28 protein-coding genes and 1 pseudogene are annotated in these 22,880 nt (G+C 68.3%); 18 read left to right on the forward strand and 11 right to left on the reverse strand.

The window, feature by feature from the left end; all coding sequences use genetic code 11:
* Positions 1-10: 10 nt before the first annotated feature.
* On the forward strand, positions 11-514 hold the full coding sequence (locus QFZ29_RS19140; protein ID WP_306896127.1) for a CGNR zinc finger domain-containing protein: 504 nt from the start codon (positions 11-13) through the stop codon (positions 512-514).
* A gap of 4 nt (positions 515-518) precedes the next feature.
* On the opposite strand, the gene QFZ29_RS19145 is transcribed toward QFZ29_RS19140, so the two are convergent.
* Positions 519-1,211 carry a TetR/AcrR family transcriptional regulator gene (locus QFZ29_RS19145; protein ID WP_306896129.1) on the reverse strand — a complete coding sequence of 231 codons (693 nt, stop codon included), beginning with the start codon at positions 1,209-1,211 and terminating at the stop codon, positions 519-521.
* 166 nt (positions 1,212-1,377) lie between these two features.
* Here QFZ29_RS19145 and QFZ29_RS19150 point away from each other — a divergent pair, with 166 nt between their 5' ends.
* The 8 genes from QFZ29_RS19150 (at position 1,378) to QFZ29_RS19185 (ending at position 8,590) form a co-directional block, all read left to right on the forward strand.
* Positions 1,378-2,640 carry a sugar ABC transporter substrate-binding protein gene (locus tag QFZ29_RS19150; protein ID WP_306896131.1) on the forward strand — a complete coding sequence of 421 codons (1,263 nt, stop codon included), beginning with the start codon at positions 1,378-1,380 and terminating at the stop codon, positions 2,638-2,640.
* A 5-nt stretch (positions 2,641-2,645) separates the two neighbouring features.
* Entirely contained in the window at positions 2,646-3,566 is a 921-nt protein-coding gene (locus QFZ29_RS19155; protein ID WP_306896132.1) for a carbohydrate ABC transporter permease, read from the forward strand.
* Between the two features lies 1 nt (position 3,567).
* Positions 3,568-4,482 carry a carbohydrate ABC transporter permease gene (locus QFZ29_RS19160; protein ID WP_306896134.1) on the forward strand — a complete coding sequence of 305 codons (915 nt, stop codon included), beginning with the start codon at positions 3,568-3,570 and terminating at the stop codon, positions 4,480-4,482.
* A 43-nt stretch (positions 4,483-4,525) separates the two neighbouring features.
* Positions 4,526-5,695 (forward strand): glycoside hydrolase family 1 protein, encoded by a 1,170-nt coding sequence (locus QFZ29_RS19165; RefSeq protein WP_306896136.1) that lies wholly within the window; start codon positions 4,526-4,528, stop codon positions 5,693-5,695.
* A gap of 350 nt (positions 5,696-6,045) precedes the next feature.
* Positions 6,046-6,642, forward strand: coding sequence for a CGNR zinc finger domain-containing protein (locus QFZ29_RS19170; RefSeq protein ID WP_306896138.1), 597 nt, complete (start codon positions 6,046-6,048; stop codon positions 6,640-6,642).
* 2 nt (positions 6,643-6,644) lie between these two features.
* Complete coding sequence (locus QFZ29_RS19175; RefSeq protein WP_306896141.1) at positions 6,645-7,295, forward strand: uracil-DNA glycosylase; 651 nt, start codon at positions 6,645-6,647, stop codon at positions 7,293-7,295.
* 139 nt (positions 7,296-7,434) lie between these two features.
* Positions 7,435-8,127 (forward strand): alpha/beta fold hydrolase, encoded by a 693-nt coding sequence (locus QFZ29_RS19180; protein ID WP_306896143.1) that lies wholly within the window; start codon positions 7,435-7,437, stop codon positions 8,125-8,127.
* Between the two features lie 64 nt (positions 8,128-8,191).
* The gene (locus tag QFZ29_RS19185) at positions 8,192-8,590 is read left to right on the forward strand and encodes a DUF2809 domain-containing protein (protein ID WP_306896145.1); all 399 of its coding nucleotides are present in this window, start codon (positions 8,192-8,194) and stop codon (positions 8,588-8,590) included.
* A gap of 138 nt (positions 8,591-8,728) precedes the next feature.
* On the opposite strand, the gene QFZ29_RS19190 is transcribed toward QFZ29_RS19185, so the two are convergent.
* A complete protein-coding gene (locus tag QFZ29_RS19190) occupies positions 8,729-9,238 on the reverse strand; it encodes a cupin domain-containing protein (protein WP_306896147.1) in 510 nt (169 codons plus the stop codon).
* A 63-nt stretch (positions 9,239-9,301) separates the two neighbouring features.
* Between QFZ29_RS19190 and QFZ29_RS19195 the strand changes: the two genes are divergently transcribed.
* Both QFZ29_RS19195 and QFZ29_RS19200 read left to right on the forward strand, forming a co-directional pair.
* On the forward strand, positions 9,302-9,895 hold the full coding sequence (locus QFZ29_RS19195; RefSeq protein WP_306896149.1) for a TetR/AcrR family transcriptional regulator: 594 nt from the start codon (positions 9,302-9,304) through the stop codon (positions 9,893-9,895).
* 106 nt (positions 9,896-10,001) lie between these two features.
* Positions 10,002-10,784 (forward strand): polyprenol monophosphomannose synthase, encoded by a 783-nt coding sequence (locus QFZ29_RS19200; protein ID WP_306896151.1) that lies wholly within the window; start codon positions 10,002-10,004, stop codon positions 10,782-10,784.
* 36 nt (positions 10,785-10,820) lie between these two features.
* On the opposite strand, the gene QFZ29_RS19205 is transcribed toward QFZ29_RS19200, so the two are convergent.
* Both QFZ29_RS19205 and QFZ29_RS19210 read right to left on the reverse strand, forming a co-directional pair.
* Positions 10,821-11,204, reverse strand: a complete 384-nt coding sequence (locus tag QFZ29_RS19205; protein ID WP_306896153.1) for an NUDIX hydrolase — start codon at positions 11,202-11,204, stop codon at positions 10,821-10,823.
* Between the two features lie 46 nt (positions 11,205-11,250).
* Entirely contained in the window at positions 11,251-12,024 is a 774-nt protein-coding gene (locus tag QFZ29_RS19210) for a VOC family protein (protein ID WP_306896155.1), read from the reverse strand.
* Between the two features lie 143 nt (positions 12,025-12,167).
* On the opposite strand from QFZ29_RS19210, the gene QFZ29_RS19215 reads away from it, so the two are divergent.
* Complete coding sequence (locus QFZ29_RS19215) at positions 12,168-13,379, forward strand: MFS transporter (protein ID WP_306896156.1); 1,212 nt, start codon at positions 12,168-12,170, stop codon at positions 13,377-13,379.
* Positions 13,380-13,400: 21 nt separating this feature from the next.
* Here the strand turns inward: QFZ29_RS19215 and QFZ29_RS19220 are convergent, their stop codons facing one another.
* The 5 genes and pseudogenes from QFZ29_RS19220 to QFZ29_RS19240 form a co-directional block, all read right to left on the reverse strand.
* On the reverse strand, positions 13,401-14,282 hold the full coding sequence (locus tag QFZ29_RS19220) for an AraC family transcriptional regulator (protein WP_306896158.1): 882 nt from the start codon (positions 14,280-14,282) through the stop codon (positions 13,401-13,403).
* A 56-nt stretch (positions 14,283-14,338) separates the two neighbouring features.
* Positions 14,339-16,375 carry an SDR family oxidoreductase gene (locus QFZ29_RS19225; protein ID WP_306896160.1) on the reverse strand — a complete coding sequence of 679 codons (2,037 nt, stop codon included), beginning with the start codon at positions 16,373-16,375 and terminating at the stop codon, positions 14,339-14,341.
* Between the two features lie 97 nt (positions 16,376-16,472).
* Positions 16,473-16,715, reverse strand: a pseudogene (locus tag QFZ29_RS19230) (carboxylesterase family protein); the annotation flags it as partial.
* 90 nt (positions 16,716-16,805) lie between these two features.
* Positions 16,806-17,870, reverse strand: a complete 1,065-nt coding sequence (locus tag QFZ29_RS19235; protein WP_306896820.1) for an extracellular catalytic domain type 1 short-chain-length polyhydroxyalkanoate depolymerase — start codon at positions 17,868-17,870, stop codon at positions 16,806-16,808.
* A 155-nt stretch (positions 17,871-18,025) separates the two neighbouring features.
* Entirely contained in the window at positions 18,026-18,346 is a 321-nt protein-coding gene (locus QFZ29_RS19240) for a hypothetical protein (RefSeq protein ID WP_306896162.1), read from the reverse strand.
* Positions 18,347-18,592: 246 nt separating this feature from the next.
* On the opposite strand from QFZ29_RS19240, the gene QFZ29_RS19245 reads away from it, so the two are divergent.
* Together QFZ29_RS19245 and QFZ29_RS19250 are read left to right on the forward strand one after the other, a co-directional pair.
* A complete protein-coding gene (locus QFZ29_RS19245; protein WP_306896164.1) occupies positions 18,593-19,003 on the forward strand; it encodes a (R)-mandelonitrile lyase in 411 nt (136 codons plus the stop codon).
* Position 19,004: 1 nt separating this feature from the next.
* Complete coding sequence (locus QFZ29_RS19250) at positions 19,005-19,991, forward strand: aldo/keto reductase (protein ID WP_306896165.1); 987 nt, start codon at positions 19,005-19,007, stop codon at positions 19,989-19,991.
* A gap of 135 nt (positions 19,992-20,126) precedes the next feature.
* Here QFZ29_RS19250 and QFZ29_RS19255 read toward each other — a convergent pair whose 3' ends face one another.
* The gene (locus tag QFZ29_RS19255) at positions 20,127-20,567 is read right to left on the reverse strand and encodes a GNAT family N-acetyltransferase (protein ID WP_306896167.1); all 441 of its coding nucleotides are present in this window, start codon (positions 20,565-20,567) and stop codon (positions 20,127-20,129) included.
* Between the two features lie 259 nt (positions 20,568-20,826).
* On the opposite strand from QFZ29_RS19255, the gene QFZ29_RS19260 reads away from it, so the two are divergent.
* Positions 20,827-21,168 (forward strand): YciI family protein, encoded by a 342-nt coding sequence (locus QFZ29_RS19260; RefSeq protein WP_306896169.1) that lies wholly within the window; start codon positions 20,827-20,829, stop codon positions 21,166-21,168.
* A 39-nt stretch (positions 21,169-21,207) separates the two neighbouring features.
* Positions 21,208-21,714: a GNAT family N-acetyltransferase gene (locus QFZ29_RS19265; protein WP_306896171.1), complete on the forward strand. Its 507-nt coding sequence runs from the start codon at positions 21,208-21,210 to the stop codon at positions 21,712-21,714.
* Positions 21,715-21,722: 8 nt separating this feature from the next.
* Here the strand turns inward: QFZ29_RS19265 and QFZ29_RS19270 are convergent, their stop codons facing one another.
* Positions 21,723-22,070, reverse strand: a complete 348-nt coding sequence (locus QFZ29_RS19270) for a winged helix-turn-helix transcriptional regulator (protein WP_306896822.1) — start codon at positions 22,068-22,070, stop codon at positions 21,723-21,725.
* A 109-nt stretch (positions 22,071-22,179) separates the two neighbouring features.
* Between QFZ29_RS19270 and QFZ29_RS19275 the strand changes: the two genes are divergently transcribed.
* A complete protein-coding gene (locus QFZ29_RS19275) occupies positions 22,180-22,581 on the forward strand; it encodes a nuclear transport factor 2 family protein (RefSeq protein ID WP_306896173.1) in 402 nt (133 codons plus the stop codon).
* Positions 22,582-22,649: 68 nt separating this feature from the next.
* Positions 22,650-22,871, forward strand: a complete 222-nt coding sequence (locus QFZ29_RS19280; protein WP_306896175.1) for a hypothetical protein — start codon at positions 22,650-22,652, stop codon at positions 22,869-22,871.
* Positions 22,872-22,880: the final 9 nt, after the last annotated feature.

The raw sequence follows: 22,880 nt of genomic DNA on the forward strand, positions 1-22,880 counted from the left end.
GAGACCCCTCATGTCTACCTCTCTGCTGCTCGATCTCGTGAACTCGCGCCTCGTGCTCGGCGACGAGGTCAGCGACGAGCTCGCCGACGACACCGCGTCATCCGCGTGGCTCAAGGCCCACGGCCACGCCGGCACCCGCGCTGAGATCGCCGATGCGCGGGCGGCGCGCGAGGTGCTCGTGCGGTTCCTTCGAGGCCAGGCGGATGCCACTGCGCTCGCGCCGTGGGCCGGCGCCATGCGCAAGCGCGCCGAACTGCGCGACGGCGGCCTCGAGTGGGTCGACGAGGTCGACCCCGCGCTCGCGATCGGCGCGAAGGCCATCGAGGAGTGGAGCGCGCTGCAGGGGGAGCAGGGCTCCCGCATCCGGCCGTGCGCCGCCTCCGACTGCCAGCACTTCCTCATCGACGAGAGCCGCGCCAACGCGCGCAAGTGGCACTCGATGGAGACGTGCGGCAACCGCGAGAAGGCGCGCCGCCACTACGCCAGGGTCAAGCGCGGGGTGGCGGCGAGTTGAGGTCTCAGGCGTCGCCGCGCGGTGCCAGCAGGTAGCCACGCACGAACTCGTCGAACGCCGCCGTCATGTCGACCGACTCGTCGAGCAGCCACTGCTGCTGCAGGCCGTCCATGACGGCGGCGATGAGTCGGGCGGCGTGCGCGGTGTCGATGTCGGCGCGGATGATGCCGTCGCGTTGGGCATCGACGAGCACGCCGCGCGTCGAGGTCGCGGTGTCGGCATACCGCCGTGCGAACTCCTCGTGCGCGGGGTGCTCGCTGTCGGTGGCCTCAGCTGAGATCACCGTGTAGAGCGAGGTAAGGCCGCGAGTGGTCTGGTTGTAGGCGACGACCTTGCGCATCTGCTCGAGCAGCGTGAACTCCGACACGTCGCCGGCGGCCTCCTGCACGCGCGCATCGCGCTGGCGGAGCACCTCGGTGAAGAGCTCCTCCTTGCCGGCGAAGTGATGCATGAGTCCCGCGAGCGTGAGGTTGACCCGTTTCGCGATCTCGCGCAGCGATCCGCTGTGGTACCCGCTGCGGCCGAATACCACGAGCGCTGCGTCGACGATCTCCTGGCGCTTGGCCTGCCCCTTCGCGTAACTGCCGCGCGGCGCGCGCGATGAGGGGGCACCGGATGCCTCGTGCCCCGATGCCTCGGGCGTCGGCGTCGACGCGCTTGTGCCGCTCGCGGCATCCGTCGCCTCATTGCTGTTCATACCCAAAACCTACCGGCCTTCCATATCTAAAACCTATCGCATGAAAGGTTTCTGCGCTATGTTGGGACGCGTTGCGTCGGGTAGCCGTCGCACGAGCCCAAGCGGGCACCGACCAATGGAGGCCGAGACGATGAATCGATGGAGATCACAGCGAGCAACCGGGCGCATGGTGGCAGCCGGCGCGATCGTGGCTGCCGGCGCGATCATGCTGACCGCGTGCGGACGAGGCGACGGAGCGGCCGGCGGCCCTGAGAGCAAGGGCGAGATCGACGACAAGCCCGCCACGGGCACGGTCGAGATCTGGGCGATGGGCAACGAGGGCGAAGTGCTCGGCGAGCTCGCCGCCAAGTTCGAGGAGGAGAACCCCGACGTCACGATCGACGTCACCGCCGTGCCGTGGGAGAGTGCGCACGACCGAATCGCCACCGCGATCGCCGGCGGCGAGACCCCCGACATCTCGATGCTCGGCACCACGTGGGTCGGCGAGTTCGCCGCCACCGGTGCCTTCGAGCCGACGCCCGACGGGCTCGTCGACGAGGGCGACTTCTTCGAGGGCTCGTGGAACACCACCGTCGTCGACGACGTGGCCTACGGCGTTCCGTGGTACGTCGACACCCGCGTGCTCTACTACCGCACCGACCTGGCCGAGGCGGCCGGCGTCGAAGCCCCCACGACGTGGGAGGAGTACAAGACCTTCGCCGCGGCACTGAAGAGCCAGGGCGCGACCTCCGGTGTCTCACTCCCGCCCGGCGGATTCGACTCGTGGCAGTACGTCGCACCGCTTGCCTGGCAGCAGGGTGGAGACATCCTCGACTCCGACGGCGAGACGTTCGAGTTCGACAGCCCCGAGTGGCAGGAGGCGTTCGAGTTCTATGCGAGCTTCTTCGAGGAGGGCATCTCCGAGCCCGTGCGCCTCGAGGGTGGCGAGATCGAGCAGAAGTTCATCTCGGGCGAGGTCGGATCGTTCTTCAGCGGGCCGTACCACGTGAGCCTGCTGCGCGAACAGGGCGGAGCCGAGTTCGCCGACAAGTTCGCCGTCGCGATGGTGCCGGGCGCCGACACTCGCACGAGCTTCACGGGCGGCGGCAACCTCGCCGTCTTCGATGACAGCGAGAACCGCGACGCCGCGTGGAAGTTCGTGCGCTGGCTGAGCCAGCCCGAGACGCAAGTGCAGTGGTACGACATCTCGACCGACCTGCCGAGCGTCGAGGCCGCATGGGACGACCCGGTGTTCGCCGACGACCCGTACCTCAGCGTCTTCGGCGAGCAGCTCGCCGATTCGAAGGCCCCGCCGGCGATCCCCACGTGGGCGCAAGTCTCGGCGATCGTCGACCAGGAGCTCGAGAAGGTCACGCGTGGCGAGACCAACGTCGAAGATGCACTCGCTGCGGTGCAGCAGCAGGCCGAGTCGATCGGCACGGGCCAGTAGGGATCATGGCCACCCTCGCCCCGCAGGCTCCGGCGCGCGCTCGCGCGTCGCGTCGGAGCCGGCACGCCACGCTCGTCGCGTGGGGTTTCGCTGCACCGTTCCTGATCCTGTTCCTCGTGTTCATGGCCGGACCGATCGTCGCGTCGCTCATGATGAGCTTCACCGATCTCACGACGCGAGACCTGCAGACGCCGTTCAACGTGAACTTCGTGGGCTTCGAGAACTACGCCGAACTCTTCGCCGACCCGCGGTTCGTGCGGTCGCTCCTGAACACCGCGGTCTTCGTGATCGTGGGTGTGCCGCTCACGATGGCCCTCGCGCTCGCCGTGGCGCTCGCGCTGAACACGGGCATCGCGAAGTTCCGCACGGTGTTCCGGGTGGGCTACTACGCACCGGTCGTCACGAGCATCGTGGCGATCGCGATCGTCTGGCGGTTCATCCTCCAGCCCGACGGCTTGCTCAACGGGTTCCTCGGCTGGTTCGGCATCGCCGGCCCCGGCTGGCTGCAGAGCACGACGTGGGCGCTGCCCTCGCTCATCCTCATGGCGGTCTGGCGCAACATCGGCACCCTCATGGTGATCTTCCTCGCCGGACTGCAGGGGGTGCCGAAGGAGCACCACGAGGCGGCGATGGTCGACGGCGCGAACGCGTTCCAGCGCTTCGGCAACATCACGATCCCGGCGATGCGCCCCACGCTGCTCTTCGCGGCCGTCATCACCGGAATCGGCTTCCTGCAGTTCTTCGAGGAGCCGTTCGTGATGACGCGAGGCGGGCCGCTCGACGCCACCCTGTCGGCCGCGATGTACACGTTCAACCAGTTCGGATTCGGCAACTACTCGTACGCCTCCGCGGCGAGCTACGTGCTCTTTCTCGCGATCGTCGCGCTGTCGCTGATCCAGTTCCGGCTGCTCGGAAAGAAGGACTGACATGTCGGCGACCACGAAAGACACTGCGGTGTCGGATGCCGCCCGCGACGCGGCATCCGCTCGCTCGACCTCGACCGGTTCGCCCAGTCGTCGTCGACGCCGGCCGCGACCGCGCTGGTGGCTCTACGTCGTGCTCACGCTCGGTCTCGTCGCGATGGTCATGCCGTTCGTGTGGATGCTCCTCGGCTCGTTCAAGACCACCGCCGAGATCCGCCAGTACCCGACGAACTTCTGGCCGATCGAGCCGACCATCGACAACTACACGCAGCTGTTCGGCAGGCTCGACTTCGCGACGTTCTTCACGAACAGCATCATCGTGGCCGTGTTCGTGACGCTCGGCAACATCGTGTTCTCGTCGATGGTCGGCTACGCCCTCGCGAAGCTCGAGTTCCGCGGCAAGAAGGTGCTCTTCGTGCTCGTGCTCGGCACGCTCATGGTGCCGGGCGTCGTGACCTTCGTTCCGCTCTTCGTGCTGACCGCGAATCTCGGGCTCGTGAACTCCTACCCGGGAATGATCCTGCCGTTCCTGATCACGCCGCTCGGGGTGTTCCTGATGCGCCAGTTCATGCTGAGCCTGCCCGACGACATCATCGAGGCGGCGCGCATCGACGGCGCGGGGGAGTGGCGCACGTTCCTCAGCGTGATCATGCCGTTGTGCGGACCGGCGGTCGCGACGCTCACGATCCTCACGTTCCTCGGGAGCTGGAACAACTTCCTCTGGCCGCTCGTCGTGGCCACGAGCGAAGACAAGTACACCCTGCCGGTGGCGCTCGCGCTGTACTCGGTGGGCCAGAACGCGGCGCAATACGGGCTCATGATGGCCGGCGCGGTCGTCGTGGTCGTGCCCGTGCTGCTCATCTTCGTGGTGCTGCAGCGCTACTTCGTGCAGGGCATCGCGCTCACGGGAATCAAGTGATTCCGATCCGATCCGAGTTTCGATCCAAGTGAAGGAGGGCTGGATGGCAGACATCCGCTTCCCCGACGGCTTCCTCTGGGGCGCCTCGACCGCCGCCCACCAGGTGGAGGGCAACAACGTCAATTCCGACTGGTGGCATCGCGAGCACGGCCACTTGCCCGGCGCCCCGGTCGAGACGCCCTCGGGCGACGCCGCCGACAGCTTCCACCGCTATCCCGAGGACATGGCCCTACTCGCAGGGGCCGGGCTGAACGCCTACCGGTTCAGCATCGAGTGGGCGCGCATCGAGCCCGAGCAGGGGTTCGTCTCTCGGGCGATGATCGACCACTACCGCCGCATGGTCGACACCGCCCGCGGGCTCGGACTCGAGCCGATCGTGACCCTGCATCACTTCACGAATCCGGTGTGGTTCGCGCGCGAGGGCGGCTGGCTGACGGATGCCGCGACCGACCGCTTCGCCCGGTTCGTCGAGGCCGCGCTGCCGGTGCTCGACGAGGTCGACCTCGTGTGCACGATCAACGAGCCGAACATGGTCTCGGTGCTCGCCGACCCGGCCGTGGGATTTCCGTCGATCGGGCTCCCGCCCGGCGTGCCGCACGTGACCGACCGGCTGATCGACGCGCATAAGCGCGCCGTCGAGCTCGTGCGCGGGGCCGGCAGCCGCGCCGGGTGGTCGATCGCGACGCAGGCCTACCAGGCCGAGCCCGGGGCCGAGCAGGTCGCGGCGGAGTACGGCCGGTCGCGCGAGGACGTGTTCCTCGACGCGGCATCCGGAGACGACTGGGTCGGCGTGCAGGCCTACACGCGCACGAAGATCGGGGCCGACGGGCCGCTTCCGATTCCCGATGACGCGGAGCTCACGCTAACGGGCTGGGAGTACTACCCGCCAGCGATCGGCGACGGCATCCGCAACTCGTGGGCCCGCAACGGGCTGCCGGTGTACGTGACCGAGAACGGCATCGCCACGGCAGACGACGGCCGCCGCATCGACTACACGCGGGGCGCGCTCGGCGCCGTGGCATCCGCGATCTCCGATGGCATCGACGTGCAGGGATACCTGCACTGGAGCGCACTCGACAATTACGAGTGGGGGAGCTTCAAGCCGACGTTCGGGCTCATCGGCTGGGACCCGCGCACGTTCGAGCGGCTGCCGAAGCCGAGCCTCGCCTGGCTCGGCGAGGTCGCGCAGACGGGCGTCATCGCCCAAGGCTGACTGGGCACGGCGCGGGTGAGCGCAATTCGCTTACCTGTGCAAGATGCCGAACGACCAAGGCGGGATCTGGTCGGACCACTCCTCTTGCCTGGCGGCGCGCCGCTCGGGCCTGGTTGCGCGTCGCTTGGCACGCCACTCGGCGAACCGCAGCAGGCGGGATCTCGCGGGATTCGTCGCCCCGCGTTCGTTCACACGTGCGCTCGCTCTCTGGAATGGAGCGTCGTATTCGCTGGCTTCGTCGTATCCCGACATCTTCGAGCCTCCGTCTCGTAACACCACTGAACTGCTGTTATCGGTGTTATCCACCTTGCCTCTGGTCGTAACACCTGTCAAGGGGTTACGCTGGTGTTATGGGTGCACAAACGGATCTGGCGTTTCAGAAGGAAGACGACGTCATCCCGCCGGCCCTTCGGCTCGTGCGGGACTTCGTGAACACGGTCGAGTACCAACTCGACGACGAACGCCTGAAGGAGCCGAGCGATCTCAGTGACTGGCTGCGCGCTCGCGGACTCCTGACGTCGGCGGTCACGGCGACGCCGGAAGATCTCGCGTTCGCCAAGAAGCTGCGCGAGGGATTGCGCGGCGTGCTCGAGCTGCACGCCGGCCATGATGCCGACGCGTCATCGATCCAGCGCCTCAACGAAGCGCTCGAAGAACTGCCGGTGCGGGTGTCGTTCGGTGAATCGGAGAGCTTCGGGCTCGTCCCGGCAAGCACCCGGCCGGTTCGAGGCGCGCTCGCCGGCATGCTCGATGCCGTGCGGCAGTCGACCGAAGACGGCACCTGGGCTCGGCTGAAGGCGTGCGCGCGCGACTCCTGCCGCTGGGCGTACTACGACCATTCGCGCAACCGATCGAGCCGATGGTGCACCATGGCCGGTTGCGGCAACATCGTCAAGATGCAGAAGGCATATGCCGCCCGCAAGGGGCGGCCGCAAGCGACGACGTGACCGTGCCCACCCTGACTATCGACGCGTTCGTCGAGCGGCTGGCGACGAGCTCCGCCGGCCCGAACAGCGTGAACCAGTTCGACTTCTCGCGCCCGAACAATGCGATCCGGCGCCGGAACCTCGCGTTGTACCTCAACCAGCTCGCGGAGCGTCGGCCGGCGGTGCTGCTCGTGGGGGAGGCGCCCGGGTATCGCGGGATGCGGATCACGGGCGTCCCGTTCACGAACACCGGAATCCTGCAGCAGGGAGTCGAGCATTTCGGTCTGCTCGGGTCTGCCAACGGGTACGAGGTGCCCGACGAGCTCCCGGTCGTCGCCGCCGAGCCGACGGCGACGGTGATGTGGCGCACGCTCGTGGAGCTCGACTTCCTCCCCGTGTTGTGGAGCGCCTACCCGCTGCATCCGCATCGACCAGGCATCCCACTCTCGAACCGAACGCCTTCGGCGACGGAAGCGGCGGAATGGTCGTGGTCGTGGCTGGCGTTGCAGGACCTCTTCTCGATCCGCACGGTGATCGCGGTCGGGACCGTGGCCCACAACAGCCTGGTGCGAAGCGGACTCACGGTGCCACGTGTGCGGCATCCGGCCCACGGCGGCCGCGAGAAGTTTGCTCGCGGCCTGCAGGAGCTGCTCGCCGAGGGGATCATCGCGTGATTTGAACGCCGTCGATCGGGCGGGTGTCCTCGGCGTCATGCGATGAGCCGTCACCGATTTCGCGCCGAGCCACCGCAACATCCGGCCAAACAGCAGTGTTGACATCCGGATGACCCTTCCGCTCGGTTAGCTTGGCGACATGCCCCGCGTACTCCTCGTCCACGGCCTGAGCTCGAGCCCGGAAGGCTTGTGGCGTGTGCGGCACTGGCTCGAGGATGCCGGATGGACGACCGAGGCGGTCGCGTTGCGCGGGCATGGCGGGCAACGCCCGGCAGTCGACTACGCGCTGCCGTCGTACGCGTCCGACCTGGCGGCGACCGGACCGTGGGATGCGGTGGTCGCGCACTCCCTCGGTGCCAGCGCCGCGACCCTCGTCGCCGCTGCGGATCCCAGCTGGGCGGCTCGGCTCGTGCTGCTCGAGCCCGTGTGGCGCATTCCGACCGAGGATGAGCCGGCGATCATCGCCGACCAGCAGGCGGAGCTCGCGCTCACCCGTACGCAACTCGAGGCGGAGAAGCCGCACTGGGATCCCCGCGACGTCGAAGCGAAACTGGAGTCGATTGCCCAGGTCGACCCAGAGGCCGTGACGCGCACGTTCACCGACACCGGTCGCTGGGACCTGATGGATGCGGCAGGCAGCTTGGACGTCCCGACGCTCGTGGTCAGCGGCGACCCGCAGGTCTACACGATGCTGCATCCGGCCGATGCCGAGGCGATCGCCGAGCGCGCCCCGCTCGTCGACTACCGCGTGGTGCAGGGTGCGGGACACTCACCGCACTACGACGACCCCGACGCGACTCGTGAGCTGGTGGGGTCGTGGCTGGCGACCTGACGAGAGGTCGGTGTGCTTCACTGATCGGATGCCTCGCCTGAACGCTCCGCTGAGAAACGCCAGGGTGCTCGGCGCACTGGCCGCTGTGGTGTGCGTTGCTCTCGGACTCGGCCTGCAGCTGCTCGGCAGATCCCCGCTCCTCGATGGGATCGGCAGCGTGCTGTACGTCGTGCTCGTCGGTCTGCTGGTGCTGCTCGTTCGGCCCACGCTTCCAGCACTCGTGGTCGCTTCGGCCGCGCTCGCGATCGCGACGGCGATCGAGCTCTTTCAGCTCACCGGCATCCCCGACGCGATCGGCACCGTGGTCCCACCGGCACGCTTGGTCTTCGGCAGCGCGTTCGATCCGTTCGACCTGCTCGCATATGTCGGCGGCGCGGTTTTGCTGTTCCTCCTCCTCCGCGTGATCGTGCGACTGACTCGGGTTGTGCCCCTCACTGGGGTAGGCATCGAGTCGGATCGATAGCGAGAACGGCTCGGAATTCGCCCGTTGCCCCGGCGCCCGAGAGTATGGTGGCCCACGAGCAGCGTCACCGACCCTGCTCCGGTGGGGAATTCGGGCCGCCCGAGTCGAGGGGAACCGGCGAGGGCGACCCGGCCCGCGTCAGCCCCTGCCGAAGGTCAGCCCGTGCTCCGCGGTCAGTCGCGGGATGCTCGGCAGATCGAGCTCGAGCCCGAAGCGAGCTGCGATCTCTCCGGCCTTCGCGGGGTCGGGCGGTGACCCCTCTGCGGCGAGCAGGTCGCTGAAGTGCTGGAAGTAGACCTCGAAACCCGCCGGCGAGATGATCTCCAGAACCCGAGCCGGCTCGGAGCCCGCGTTCCAGAACGTGTGCCATTGCCCACGCGGCTTGAAGATCACATCACCGGGTGCGCCGAACACCACGTCGTCGCCCAGCAGCACGCCGATCTCGCCGGAGATAACGACCGTGTACTCGTCTTCGCGGTGATGCCGATGCAGCGGCGCCGCGAGTTTGCGCGGTGGTATCGGATGCTCGACGAGCGAGAACGCTCCGCGCGAGTCGACCGAATCGACGATGAAGCGAACTCCGATCGAGCCGAGCTGGGCCAGTTTGCCCTCGTTGGCCCGAAGAACCCGCGCCTGTGTGGTCAGCATGATGTGCCCTCTTTCAATGAACAGAGCGTTAATCGATTCTTGATGCTAACATCGTTGAACACCATGTCAATCGAAAAGCGGAAATACGAGCTCAAGTCTCGTGCCGCGAGCCAGCAGCAGACGCGCGAGCGCATCGTGGCCGCCACGGTGGAATTGCACACCGAGGTGGGGCCTGCCCTGACGACGGTTGCCGAAGTCGCCCGTCGGGCCGGCGTCCAGCGGCTCACGGTGTACAACCACTTCCCCGAAGACGCCGGCCTCTTCGGTGCCTGCCAGGCGCACTGGATGCAGCAGCATCCCCTCCCTGATGTCGCCACCGCCCTGACGGCCGACGATCCGGCCGAACGGGTTCGCTCCGTCTTCCGCGCCCAGTACGGCTGGTACCGGGAGACCGAGCCGATGGCTGAGAAGGTCCAGCGCGACCGTGGCGCCGTGCCCGCGCTCGACTCGTTGATGCGACGCACAGCGGATGCGCGGCTCGATCAGCTCGCCGACACGCTCGCAACCGGGTTGGGCGAGAGTGCGGAACGCCGTGCACTGATTCGACTGGGACTCGACTTCTGGACCTGGCGCCGCCTGACTCGCGAAGGCCTCGACGACGACCGCGCCGCGGAGCTCATGACGGCGGCCGCCACGGCGTGGCTGCAGCGAAGCTGAGGTAGGGCCGCGGCAATGCGGAGGAAGGCCTCGCCGTCGACCGCACGCAGCCACCCGCCTGCCGCGCCCCATACGATGGTCCGAGCACGCACCGAGGGGAGAACGGATGTCGCGGCCCCTCGTGGTCATCCCGACGTACAACGAGCTCGAGAACCTCGCCGACACCGTGGCCCGGGTTCGCGCGGCGGTGCCTGCGGCATCCGTGCTCGTGGTCGATGACTCGTCACCCGACGGAACGGGCGAGCTCGCCGACGAGCTCGCAGCGGGCGATCCGGTCGTGCAGGTGCTGCACCGCACCGCGAAAGACGGCCTCGGCGCCGCGTATCTCGAGGCCTTCGCGTGGGCGCTCGATCGTGGGTTCGATCCGATCGTGCAGCTCGACGCCGACGGCTCGCACTTGCCCGAGCAACTGCCGCGCCTGCTCGAACGGCTCGAGGCGACGGATGCCGTGGGGCGCGCCGATCTCGTCATCGGGTCGAGGTGGATCCCGGGCGGCTCGATCGAGAACTGGCCGCGTCGCCGCGAGCTGCTCTCCCGCTGGGGCAGCGCCTATGCCCGCGCCGTGCTGCGGCTCGACACTCGCGACGCGACCGCCGGCTACCGCGCGTTCCGGGCCGATGCGCTGCGCCGCATCCGGCTCGAAGACGTGCACACTCGCGGCTACGGCTTCCAGGTCGACATGCTCTGGCACGCGCGCGAGGCTGGGCTCACGGTCGCCGAGGTGCCGGTCACGTTCGTCGAGCGAGCGCACGGCCGATCGAAGATGAGCCCGGCGATCGTGGTCGAGGCGATGGTGCGCGTCAGCGCGTGGGGCATCCGCAGCCTGTTCAAGCGCCGGCCGAGGCGGGCCGCAGGCAGCGACGGCTCCTCGCCGAGCTCCCACGCCTGACGGCGCGAACCGAGTTCGTTCGGTCGCTTCCGGTCGTCACGTCATGCTCAGCACTGCCTGAGCCGAGGGGGTGAGTGGGGAAGGTAGCTCGTTCAAGGCATACCAACCCACCGAGGAGATCTCATCTGGCATCTGCACGTCGAGTACGCCAGTGGCCTGATCGCAGCTGAATACATGTGCCCGGTACTTGCTGCCGCTCCCGGGGTACACAAGATCGTGGACGCTGTGCGGAGTGACGGCGTTGGTGCGCAGGCCCGTCTCTTCGAACAACTCACGGATTGCTGCCTCGTCGGGCGATTCACCGTCTTCGATCTTTCCTCCTGGCAGGCCGAAGAACCGGTAGCCGTAGTCCTGGCGGACGAGCAGCACCTGGTTGGTCGAGTTCATGACCACCACAACGCTCGTTTCCCATTCGTACATGGGGTCACGATCACACAGAGGACTGACAATCGCACCCTGAAGGTCCTTACGCCGCTGGGCCGTCGCGGAGGACGCCGCGCACGGTCTCGAGTCGCGCACCCGGATCGATTTCCGGCAGCCACCACGTCGCGCCGCCCTTCGCGTACGGCTCGGGGTCGACGCCAAGTGGCAAGCTGACGGCGATGTCGTACCGGGGTCGCTCACCCCCCACGCCGGTAGGGCCGCCGATCGCAGCCAGACCCGACGGGGTTGAGAAGGTCGCGGCGAGACCCGAGTCGCCCGGGCTAACGGTGACGGGGCCCACGACGCCGGCCACGAGAAGGCGCAGCGCCGCCTCATCGGGAGTGGAGATGCTCAGCGTATCCAGACGAATGCCCTTGTCGGGCAGGCGCGTAGCCGGCGGCGGAGTGTGCCAGAGGATGCGTGACGGCGCGAGCCCACCCAGTGGCATCCGACCATCTGGCGCGACCGTGAGCGCCCAACGGTTGCTTCCCCGACTCAACTCCATCACGTGCCGCTCTCCGTCGAGCGATGGGACGCGCACCACCCAATGCACCAGCGCGGGCCCGTCGGCGAGCCGTGCGCGCATGGCCTCGGTGTCGAGCTCGAACCATCGCGCCCGGCCCGGCGCGGGTGCCTGGGGGTCGACGGCGATGACCTCGAGGTAGCAGTCGGGGCCGAGGGAGAGGACGCGATTGTGCGTGCCGAAGACCTCGTGCCTCCCACCGGCGTCCATGGCCACGCCGAGGCGCTCCTCGACCCATCGGACGCCCTCGTCGAGGTCGGCGGCCGCCACGACAAGATGGTCGAGCTCGCTCACGACGCCAGCCTAGGCCTTCACAGCGAAGCGCTGGCCAGCCGCGGCCGCCGCGCCTTCCGGAGGAACGGTCGGGTCAGGAGGACGATCGGTCGGGCGCATGTCGGCTGAGCGCGGGAGGCTGGGAGTCGACTTGAAGGAGCACCATGTCAACGAACACGCTGTCGACACCGACGCAGTCCCCGGACACGCCGCCCGAAGTCGCGACCCCGGCGGTCCGGCCATCCGCCTGGCTCGCCGTCGTCTCGCTCGGCCTCGGAATCTTCACGCTCGTCGCAAGCGAGTTCCTGCCGGCGAGCCTGCTCTCGCCGATCGCGGCCGAGCTCGGCATCACCGAGGGCACGGCCGGCCAGCTGGTCACCGCGACGAGCATCATCGGCGTCATCGGCGGCCCGCTCGTGGTCTCGGCGCTCCCGCGCGTGAACCGCCGATGGGTGATGGCCGGCCTCACCACGCTCGCGATCGCGTCGAGTCTGCTCGTCGCGATCTCACCCGTGTTCGGCCTCATGCTCGCCTCGCGCCTGCTGCTCGGCATCGCGATCTCGGGTTTCTGGGCGATGTCGCTCGCCGTGACGGCGCAGCTCGTGCCCGCCGACCGGCTCGGCCGCGCGATGACGGTGGTGAACACCGGCGTCTCGCTCGCGACGATCGCCGCGGTGCCGGCAGGAGCGTACTTCGGTGAACTGCTCGGCTGGCGTGCGGTGTTCCTGCTCGCGGCCGTGGCCGGCGTGCTGACGCTCGCGGCCCAGCTCGCGACGCTGCCGTCGATCCCGCCGAGCGGTGCCCCGGGCTTCCGAACCCTGCTGCAGACGGCTCGCATCCCGGTGGTCGCCCTGGGCGTCCTCGCGATCGTCCTGCTCGCGGGCGGGCACTTCATGGGCTTCACCTACTTGCGACCAGCCTTCGAGGCGATCGACGGCATCACTCCGAGCCTGCTCGCGCTGCTGCTCATGATCTTCGGCGTCGCGAGCTTCATCGGCAACATGGTCGCCGGGCCGCTCGCCGATCGCCGGCTGCCCGTGCTGGTGATCGCGGCACCGGTCGCGATCGGCGCGGGCACGATCGTGCTCGCGCTCGCCGGATCGAGCGTCGCCCTCGCTGCCGTCACGGTCTTCGTCTGGGGCGTCGGTTTCGGTGCGATCCCGACCATGGTGCAGACCTGGATGGCGCACGTCGTGCCCGAACGCCTTGAGAGCGCCGGCGGCCTGGTCGTCGCCGCGTTCCAGATCGCGATCACGATCGGCGCGGCGGTCGGCGGACTCCTCGTCGACTCGGTCGGGGTGCAGGCGGCGCTCGTCGGCGGCGGCATCGCGGCGGTGCTCGGCGCCGGCGTTCTGAGCTCGGCTCGCGCCCGCTAGCGGCCGGCGTCGCGCGGCGTGCTACGCCACGGCGTGCACGGCCGCGCGGCGCCAGAGGCTCGGCGAGACGCCGGTGTGCCGCCGGAACGCGCGGCTGAATCCCGCGTCACTCTCGTAGCCCAGCTGGAAGGCGATGTCGGTGACGGATGCCCCGGCCCGCAGCATCCGCTCGGCTCGCTCCATGCGCACCCGCGTGAGGTAGCGGGCGGGCGAGTCGCCGACCGCGTCCTTGAACTGCTCGGCGAACTGCGAGCGGGAGGCGCGGGCGAGGCGGGCGAGGGACTCGACCGTCCAGGGCGAGCCCGGGTCGTCGTGGATCGCCTCGAGCGCGCGGCTCAGGTGCGGGTCGCGCCCGGTGGCGAGCAGGTCGAGCGCGCTGCCGCATCCGCGTTCGAGCCAGATGCGCACGGCAGCGGACGCCACGACGTCGGCGAGCCGCTCGATCACGGAGTGGCTGCCGGCTCGATCGCTTGACGCCTCGCGGTACATCGTGTCGAGCAGCGAGGCGAAGATCGGCTCGTGCACCCGGAAGCCGCACGTGAACAGCACGGCCGGCATGGCTTGCGCCGAGATCGGGTCGCTGCCGTTGAGGGCGAGCGAGCCGCTCAGCAGCATCGTGTCGCGCCTCGTGTGCATCTCGACGGGCCCGCCGTGCGGGATCATGACGAAGTCGCCGGCCTGCATGGCGAGCGGCTCGTCGCCGCGACGGTGTACCTCGATGGCGCCCGTCGCGACGTAGTGGAAGCGGATGCCGGGGCCGTCGTCGCGCGCCTTGACACCGGCGGGCAGCTCGCGATCTCCGAACTCGAGCACGCTCCAGTGCAGGCGTTCGAGCACGGCGTCGATGCTGCGCTCGGCTTCGCCGAGGACGTCGGGGACTGCGGATGCCTCGATCGCGCTCATGTGAGCTTCAAGCGCGTAGCGCCCCCGATCATTCCCGCGAATGGGCAGGTCACCACTCAACGGCGCTCTTCGGCGATGGCGTTGCCGCCGTCGACGACGATGAGCTCGCCGGTCGTGTACGCAGCTCCGGGTGTCGCGAGCCAGGCGATTGCCGATGCGACTTCCTCGGGCCGGCCGCTGCGACCGAGCGGCACGAGCAGCGCCTCCTCGGCCTCACTCGGGAGCTGGCTCGCGGTGGCGATCCAGCCCGGTGCGACGGCGTTCGCGGTGATGCCGTAGGCCGCCTCGTCGACCGCGAGGGCGCGCACGTACCCGAGCATTCCGGCCTTCGCCGCGGCATAGGCGACGTCGCCGCGCGACGCCATGACCGGACCGGTGACACTCGAGACGCAGATGATGCGGCCCCAGCCGGTCTCCCGCATTCCGGGAAGCATCGCGCGCGTCAGGAGGAACGCCGTCGTGAGATTCATGGCGAATCGAGCGTTCCACTCGTCAAGCGACATCATGGCGTCGCCGCCGATCATCTCGGGGTCGCCGGTCGCGATGAGGCCCGCATTGTTGACGACGATGTTGGGACGGATGCCGGTGGCCGCGAGCTCTGCGGAGAGCTCATCGACCTCCTCCTCGACGTCCAGTCGCGCCACGTAGCCGACCGCGGTGATGCCCGCTTCGCGGAGCTCCTCGGCGCGCTCGAGCACACGCTCGCTCGTCGCGGTGAGGACGATGCCCGCACCAAGCTCGCCGAGGGCGCGGGCGGCGGCGAATCCGATGCCGATGGGGCTGCCGGCGCCGCTCACGATGGCGACGCGCCCATCGAGGTTCCAGAGCGCGGGGAGGGCCATGACCACATCGTAAGCACGGCGGCGCTCGTTCGGGGAGCCCCCGGGATCGTCCTCTTCGCCACCGCCGTGTCGCCGGCGCGGCTCAGTTCGAGAGCAGCGGCCGCACCGCGGCGAAGCCGTGTCCAACCACGGTGGAAGTCGTGTCGTAGACCCGGACGGAGCCTGCGGCATCCGTGAATCGAGGCCATCCCGGGTCGCCGTTCGTGACGAACGCGACCGCGCCGCCGTGCACCTCGTCGGCGAGTGCCTGAGGGGGCGCGTCGCCCGCGACCACGTCGACGCGCTCTCGGCATCGAGGCAATCGAAGAAGAACGGCACGTCGAGGCAGTGCACGGCCCGTCCCGATATCGGCGAGGCCCACGAGAAGCGGTACAGCCAGGTAGGTGCAGCGCCGCGGGCGCGGGCGATGCGGAGGGCGAGGGTGCGGAACAACCGATCTGTGAGGTAGCGGCCGACGACCGCGGCGCCGCCGAGCCTCGCGACGTCGCGATTCGCCGCGAGATAGGGCGAACGGGCTGCGCGCTCGAGCCCAGCCCTGCCGAGCAGGAACCGCGCGGGAACGAAACGGAGCTTGCCCTTCGCGCCGTCGAGGATCGTCGAGAACTCGTCGTCGGTCGCGCCGAGCACGAGGGGCTTGTCGGCCCCGATGCCCGCGGCGATCGCGTCGACCGTGGGCATCGGCACGACGTCGCCGTCGATCACCGGGCCGAACTCGAGCCCGCCGACGATGAACCGGCGCAGCTCGTCGAAGGGGCTGCCGCCCTGCTCGCGAGCGCTCAGCTCGCCCTGCACCTCGCGGAGACGCTCCTCGCTCAGCGCAGAGAAGCCAGCACGCGTCGGTTCGACGCCGGCGGCCTCGGCGAGGCGGCGGCCGAACGCCTCGGCGCGCTCGAGGGTGACGTCGGCCGCCACGCCCGAGATGCTGTAGACGCCCGCGAAGAGCGGCTGGGCGCGCGGCATGCCGAGCAAGGTGAGCACGGCCCCGCCGCCGGCCGATTGTCCGACGATGGTGACGCGTTCGGGGTCGCCGCCGAACGACGCGATGTTGTCGCGCACCCATTCGAGGGCGAGCAGCCAGTCGAGCACAGCGCGGTTCATCGGGGCATCCGCGATCCAGCCGAAGCCGTCGAAGCCGAGCCGGTAGGAGATCGAGACCGTCACGACGCCGTCGCGGTTGAACGCGGCGCCGTCGTACCACGGGCTCGCGGGGGAGCCCGCGAAATAGCCGCCGCCGTGGATGTAGACGAGCACCGGGAGCGCAGCAGCCGTCGAGGCATCCGTCGCCGGGGGCCGGCGTGAACACGTTGACGTTGAGCGTCGACTCGCCGGGAATCGACGGCTCGGGGATGAACGTCACGCCGGGGTCGCCGCGCTGCGCGGTCGCGCCGTACTCGAGCGCGTCGCGCACGCCGTGCCACGTGCGGTGCGGCACGGGAGCCGCGAAGCGCAGCTCGCCGACGGGCGGCTCGGCGAAGGGAATGCCCAGGAACGCCGCCGAGCGGTGGCCCGCGGCATCCGCGCGCCAACGGCCGCGCACGCGGCCCGCCGTGATGTCGACCTCGACGGTCGTGTCGGTTCCGGTCAGCGGCATGTGCGATCCTCTCCTATCGCTCGCGGCGCAATGACGAGCCGCGACAGTTGCATCATATGTTCGGCCCTTCGTCGGGCACGCCCGGCGTGATCAGCCGCGGCGCGGATGTGCCTTGAAGAAGTCCCATATCAGCGACGACGCGTTGATCTCACGCGTCACCGCGCCCAGCCCGAACTGGTCGAGCGGCACGTCGGTGCCGGGCCAGGTGTGGCCGCCGCCGGCGACCTCATAGAGCACGACATCGGCGCGGCTGGCGCACTCGGTCCACGAGTATGCGACGACCGACTCGCTCACCGAGGTCGTCGTGGGACCCACGCGGCACCCGTTCAGGCTCGCCCACGTCGAGGCGGCCGTCTGCACGGTGTAGCCCCAGCGGGGGTCGGCGTTGCCCTGATACGGATTGATGAAATCGTCCGTTCCGTGGAATGTCAAGACGGAAACCGGGTGCTCCGGATCGCACGTCCCCGGCTCGGGTTTGGAGAGGTCGGCCGCATCGGGCCGGCCGGCACGCAGACCTGCGACCGGGGCGATCGCGGCGAAGACATCAGAGGCATCGCATGCCAGCGCAGAGGCCATGCGGCCGCCGCCTGAGAACCCGGTCGCGTACACGCGACGGTCGTCGATGCATCCGGCCGTGTCGAGTTGGTCCACCACCGCGGTGAGGAACCCCACGTCGTCGCGCGAGCCTGCTGGTGGGTAGGTGCCGGAGGTCAGCGGCACGCCGGGCACGTTCCATGCCCAGTTGCCGTCGGGCAGGGTCTGCGGGAACGCGATGTCGCCCGTCGGCGTGGCCACGATGAAGCCCTCCGCGTCGGCGAGCGACTCCAGGTCGGAGATATCGGCCTGTGTCGTGGCGTTGTTGTTCGAGCCGTGAAGATCGAGGACCAACGGCAGGCTGCGGCGTACAGGCGCGTCAGGAACGTGCACACGTACGGCAAAGCTCTCTCCCTCGAAGGCGACGTCGAAGATCGAGGTGCCTGCGGGGATGACTCGAACGCACGCGCTCCCCGTGCTGGCCGGGATACCCGCTGGCTCGGAGGCCTGGGCGGCGGGCACTCCAAGCGAGCTGATGGCGAAGGTCGAGATAGCAGCGAAGCCAAGGAGCATCCTGACTGGCTGAGCGGATGCATGCGTGGTTCGGGGGCGATCGGGCATCTCAGGCAATGGGACTCCTTTGTCCGATGTGACAGTAAATACCGAGCGCCCGCTCGGTATTTACGGACCCTATCTTTCCGCGGCCTAGTCTGTCCAGTGCTCGGCTGTGCTGTCGAAGTGTCGTCGTTCCCTGGATTGCCGTTCGGCCGCGCCGGCTATGCCTTGATCTCCTGCTCGACGCGTCGCGCTCGCCTGATCAGGAGCGCGCCGCCAACGACTGCGGACAGGCTGACCACGAGCACGAGCGTGGAATCGAACCGGTAATTGTGGATCGTCTGCGGCCCAAAGGCATCACCGGGAACGTCGTAGGTGCAATCAAGCCCCAACGGGAAAAGCGTGGCATGACCGGAAACGTCGGTGCCCTCGTGAAACGGGCCACCACTTGCCGGATAAGGGGCGCTAAGGCACTGGATGGTCGGAACATTCCAACCGTCGTGAATCCAACCCGTGGCGAGCGTCAGCACGGCAATCGGCACGAAAAGGATAATCGCGACCCACCCGAGCACCCTGCCAATACGCGATCTCACGAGGATGAGCTGAGAGCGCCACGCAACACTGATCAGGGTCGGTGGGGTGTGCTGGCAGCGGAGCGCGGCATCCGGCGTTCCGCAATCGAACGAGAGGTGTTCTGGCAGGGCATCCCTCTTGCGCTTTCGCCGGCGTATCGTCGGTCGCGATCGCAGCATGCGGTGAACGTGCCGCCGCGAAGCAGAGGAGCGCCGATGAACATCGAATCCAAACCGCCCACAACTCAGGGACCCGCAGAGCGGTTCACGGGCGACGTGTACGTGGACCCGCTCGCCGCACCGAAGCAGGGGGACCAGCGGATGCTGGTCAGCCGCGTCCGGTTCACCCCCGGCGCCCACACCGCCTGGCACGCGCACGGACGGGGGCAGACCCTCCACATCACCCAAGGCGTCGCGCTCATCGGCACCCGCGACGGGAACGTCATCCGCGCCACCCCCGGCCAGACGATCTACACCCCACCCGGCGAGGAGCACTGGCACGGCGCCACGCCCGACGACTTCATGGAGCACCTCGCGATGCTCGAAACCGGCGACGGGTCCGACGCGACCGACGGCTGGTTCGAGCACGTCACCGACGAGGACTACCGCAACGCAACGGAGGTGTGACATGCATCGACGCACTCTTGGTCAGGGGTTCGAGGTTTCCGCGGTCGGGTTGGGCTGCATGGGGATGTCGCAGAGCTACGGCCCCAACCCCGGAACCCGCGACGACATGATCGCCGTGCTTCGCTCGGCCCTCGATCTCGGCGTGACCTTCTTCGACACCGCGGAAGTGTACGGGCCGTACGTCAACGAGGAACTCGTGGGTGAGGCCCTCGAGCCGATCCGCGACCAGGTGCAGCTCGCCACCAAGTTCGGGTGGCGGATCGAGGACGGCAAGAGCGTCGGGGTGGACAGCCGCCCCGAACAGATCCGCCGCGTCGCCGACGCCTCCCTGAAGCGACTCCGCACCGACGTGATCGACCTGTTCTACCAGCACCGTGTCGACCCTGACGTGCCGATCGAGGATGTCGCGGGCACGGTTGCTGAGCTCGTCAAGGAGGGCAAGGTTCGCCACTTCGGGTTGTCCGAGGCATCCGCTCAGACCATTCGCCGCGCGCATGCGGTGTTCCCCGTGACCGCGCTGCAGAGCGAGTACTCGTTGTGGACCCGCGACCCGGAGGCCGAGGTGCTGCCCACGCTCGCGGAGCTCGGCATCGGATTCGTGCCGTTCAGCCCGCTCGGCAAGGGGTTCCTCACCGGCACGGTCGCTCCGACCACGGACTTCGCCGACGGCGACATCCGTGCCACCATCCCCAGGTTCACCGAGGAGAACCGGGCCGCGAACGCCGAGCTCGTCGACCACGTCGCGCGGCTCGCCCGCCTCAAGGACGCCACACCCGGTCAGATCGCGCTGGGGTGGCTGCTCGCGCAGCAGCCCTGGATCGTCCCGATTCCCGGCACGCGTCGCACCTCACGGATCGAGGAGAACGCCGGCGCCACCCATGTGCCGCTGTCGGCCGACGAGCTCTCGGACCTCGACACCCTCGCGCAGCGAATCGGCGTGCACGGCGCCCGGTACAACCCGTCGGAGATGCAGTACGTCAACCACTGACGCGGATGCTTCTGGGCCGATGCCACGCTCGTCGAGCAGCTCTTCGGCCAGCAGCCAGTCGATCGGCTCGGCGGTCTCGCACGCGGAATCCGTCCGCGGGAACCATGGCGGTCAAGCGTAGCGGTGCCGCGGGCGCTAGGCCGAAGCCACGGCTCGCTCCATGCAGACGAGGCGAGGCCGCTCATCCCACGACGGTACGCGGATGAATCCCCGCGAGAGGTACAGCAGCATCGCGTCACTTCGCCAGTCCCATACCGAGAGGCGCAATGGCCCCGGATGCTCCTGCAGCACGGTGTCGAGGAGCGTGGATCCGACACCGTGCCCACGTGCACCCGGGTCAGCCCAGAGACGCTTGATCTCCGTCGCGCCCTCGGCTCTCTTGAGCACCGCGACGCCGACAGCGGTGGAGGCCAGCTCCGCCAGGTACACCGACGACCCCGCGTACGCCGCATCCGGATTCTCGGCCTCCGCCCGGTAGCTCGCTGGGAGCTCGTCATTGTCGCTGGGCGCGCCGGGCAAGTGCGCCGCCTTCTCCCGCTCCGTCTGGCGCAAGTAGGCCTCGACGAGACGCCCCACCTCCGCTGAATCTTCGCCGCCCAGGATGGCCCGGCGAACGAGGGGGCGAGTCGAGATCGGGCGCACTCCTCATTTTCGCACCGCACCGGCATCGAGCTGCGAGTTGGGCCGGGGGCACACGCCCAGCTGTCGGCCGTGACTCCGCCGCTGATGCTGAAATCGCATCAGTGGCGGAGTCACGCGCACGGGTGTCGAATTCGACGCTTGCCGTTCGTCGTGTGTGTGACGGATGATTCGCCACATCGATAGGAGAGCACTCATGCAGTACATGCTGTTGATCTACGGCAACGAAGAAGCGTGGAACGATCTGGCCACGAACGGCCAGGAGGCGCTGGATGCCGCCCACCGCGAGGTGTTCGCAGAGCTCACCGCTTCCGGCGAGCTCGTCCTCTCCAACGAGCTCAGCCCGACCGACGCGAAGGTCGTGCGACGCGCCGACGATCGCGTGCTCGTCACCGACGGGCCGTTCACCGAGTCGAAGGAGATGATCGGGGGGTTCTACATCGTCGAGGTCGACGCACTCGACCGGGCGATCGAGATCGCGGGAAAGCTCGAGGAGACGACGTTCTCGCAAGTGGAGGTCCGTGCTCTGATGCACTGAGGCGGCTCGGCCATCGGACGGCGACCATAGGCTTTTCTCGTGTCCATTTCCATCCGTCCCATTGCGCCTGACGATTACCTGGCGGTCGAGTCGATTGAGAACGCCGCCGATCAGATGCTCATCGATCGGCTGAGCCCTGAGGGTTGGGAGCCCGCTCCGTCTGGCTTGTCGAGAGCGTCGGAGCCCGGGTTCGTCTTGGTGGCGGAGGAGACCGAGGCAGGCAGCATCGTCGGGTTCGTGCACGTTCTTGAGATTGACGGGAACGCTCACTTGGAGCAGATTTCGGTGCTTCCTCAGGCTGGCCGACGTGGCTACGGACGGAGTCTCGTCGAAGCCGCGATGGATGAGAGTCGTCGTCGCGGGTATGAACAGTTGAGTCTGCGGACCTACGCCGACGTGCCCTGGAACGCACCGTTCTACGCACGCGTCGGCTTCGTCGAAACCGAGCCCGCAACCGACTTCCATAAGTTCCTCGTCGAGGTGGAGGACCGACTCGGGCTTGCTCGGTACGGGCGACGTGTTCAGATGACCGCAGCGCTCCGGTAGCAGACGAACTAAGGGGTCGGCCGCGCGTCGAAGGCGTCGCGGGCTTGCTGCACCTGATCGAAGTATTGCTCTGCCCAAAGGCCGAGTGCCCCCAACGGCTCCGAGAGGGTTCGCCCGAGCGCGGTCAGTTCGTACTCCACTCGCGGAGGCATCTCCGCAAACGCAATCCGGGTGACGATGCCGTCCCGCTCGAGATCTCGCAGCGTATCCGTGAGCACTTTGCCGCTGATGCCGGCCACTCTCGTGCGCAGCTCACCGAACCGCATCCGCCGCTCGCTGAGGGCGATCACGATCATCGCGGTCCACTTGTTCGCGATTCTCGCCAGCGACGTCCGCGACGGGCACGTGGCCAACATCACATCCCAAACCGGTGCCGCCACATCTTTCCCTTTAGTTACGTTGAGGTAACAGGTTACCGACTGTAACCATTTGGGCTACCTCGTCCACACTCGAAGGAGAACCCAGATGACCGACCAGAACCCCGCAGCCGTCGCAACCCGCTATTTCGATGCGCTTGCCGACGGTGACGTTCCCGCAGCGATGGCGCTCCTCAGCCCCGATGTCGTCTGGCATCAGCCCGGCGCGAACCGCTTCTCGGGCGACCACCATGGACTGGACGGGGTAGGTGCGCTCCTCGGTCAAATGATGGAGGTGAGCGGGGGAACCTTCCAGCTCGCCGTTACGGGCCCGGCGATGGTCAACGGCAACCTCGTTGCCGTCCCGGTGCGTTTCACCGGTCAACGTGAGAGCGTCGCCATGGACATGACCGGCATCGACCTGCTCACCATCGCTGACGGCGCGATCGCTGCAGTGCACCTGTTCTCCGAGGACGGGTCTGCCGAGGACCGCTTCTGGGACGCTCCCTGACAATCGCTCCATGGCGATCATCTCCTGCCGCCACAACGAGCGATCAGCCGTTGCGTACGCTTGGAGGCATGGGCAAAGAGGACGATCGCGAGCCAGAGCAGGAGTCGGATGCTGCTCCCGAGAAGGAGCCCCCGTACCAGGCGCTCTTTCCCAACCTGGACCGGATGTCGCGATCCTCGTTCAGAAAGGGCACGATCAGTCGCCGTCGCATCAACCGATCCCTCGCCATCTTCGCGCTGATACTGGTCGTCGTGCTCGCGGTCATCTTCCTTCCGCAGCTCCTGAGCTGACAAGCAGCG

Origin of the sequence: Agromyces albus, assembly GCF_030815405.1 — a bacterium.
Taxonomy (GTDB): Bacteria; Actinomycetota; Actinomycetes; order Actinomycetales; family Microbacteriaceae; genus Agromyces; species Agromyces albus_A.

Coding starts and splice junctions, on each gene's coding strand:
- QFZ29_RS19140 (WP_306896127.1), top strand. CDS start 11: ATGTCTACCTCTCTGCTGCTCGATCTCGTGAACTCGCGCCTCGTGCTC.
- QFZ29_RS19145 (WP_306896129.1), bottom strand. CDS start 1,211: ATGAACAGCAATGAGGCGACGGATGCCGCGAGCGGCACAAGCGCGTCG.
- QFZ29_RS19150 (WP_306896131.1), top strand. CDS start 1,378: ATGGTGGCAGCCGGCGCGATCGTGGCTGCCGGCGCGATCATGCTGACC.
- QFZ29_RS19155 (WP_306896132.1), top strand. CDS start 2,646: ATGGCCACCCTCGCCCCGCAGGCTCCGGCGCGCGCTCGCGCGTCGCGT.
- QFZ29_RS19160 (WP_306896134.1), top strand. CDS start 3,568: ATGTCGGCGACCACGAAAGACACTGCGGTGTCGGATGCCGCCCGCGAC.
- QFZ29_RS19165 (WP_306896136.1), top strand. CDS start 4,526: ATGGCAGACATCCGCTTCCCCGACGGCTTCCTCTGGGGCGCCTCGACC.
- QFZ29_RS19170 (WP_306896138.1), top strand. CDS start 6,046: ATGGGTGCACAAACGGATCTGGCGTTTCAGAAGGAAGACGACGTCATC.
- QFZ29_RS19180 (WP_306896143.1), top strand. CDS start 7,435: ATGCCCCGCGTACTCCTCGTCCACGGCCTGAGCTCGAGCCCGGAAGGC.
- QFZ29_RS19190 (WP_306896147.1), bottom strand. CDS start 9,238: ATGCTGACCACACAGGCGCGGGTTCTTCGGGCCAACGAGGGCAAACTG.
- QFZ29_RS19195 (WP_306896149.1), top strand. CDS start 9,302: ATGTCAATCGAAAAGCGGAAATACGAGCTCAAGTCTCGTGCCGCGAGC.
- QFZ29_RS19200 (WP_306896151.1), top strand. CDS start 10,002: ATGTCGCGGCCCCTCGTGGTCATCCCGACGTACAACGAGCTCGAGAAC.
- QFZ29_RS19205 (WP_306896153.1), bottom strand. CDS start 11,204: ATGTACGAATGGGAAACGAGCGTTGTGGTGGTCATGAACTCGACCAAC.
- QFZ29_RS19215 (WP_306896156.1), top strand. CDS start 12,168: ATGTCAACGAACACGCTGTCGACACCGACGCAGTCCCCGGACACGCCG.
- QFZ29_RS19220 (WP_306896158.1), bottom strand. CDS start 14,282: ATGAGCGCGATCGAGGCATCCGCAGTCCCCGACGTCCTCGGCGAAGCC.
- QFZ29_RS19235 (WP_306896820.1), bottom strand. CDS start 17,870: ATGCCCGATCGCCCCCGAACCACGCATGCATCCGCTCAGCCAGTCAGG.
- QFZ29_RS19245 (WP_306896164.1), top strand. CDS start 18,593: ATGAACATCGAATCCAAACCGCCCACAACTCAGGGACCCGCAGAGCGG.
- QFZ29_RS19250 (WP_306896165.1), top strand. CDS start 19,005: ATGCATCGACGCACTCTTGGTCAGGGGTTCGAGGTTTCCGCGGTCGGG.
- QFZ29_RS19260 (WP_306896169.1), top strand. CDS start 20,827: ATGCAGTACATGCTGTTGATCTACGGCAACGAAGAAGCGTGGAACGAT.
- QFZ29_RS19270 (WP_306896822.1), bottom strand. CDS start 22,070: ATGTTGGCCACGTGCCCGTCGCGGACGTCGCTGGCGAGAATCGCGAAC.
- QFZ29_RS19275 (WP_306896173.1), top strand. CDS start 22,180: ATGACCGACCAGAACCCCGCAGCCGTCGCAACCCGCTATTTCGATGCG.
- QFZ29_RS19280 (WP_306896175.1), top strand. CDS start 22,650: ATGGGCAAAGAGGACGATCGCGAGCCAGAGCAGGAGTCGGATGCTGCT.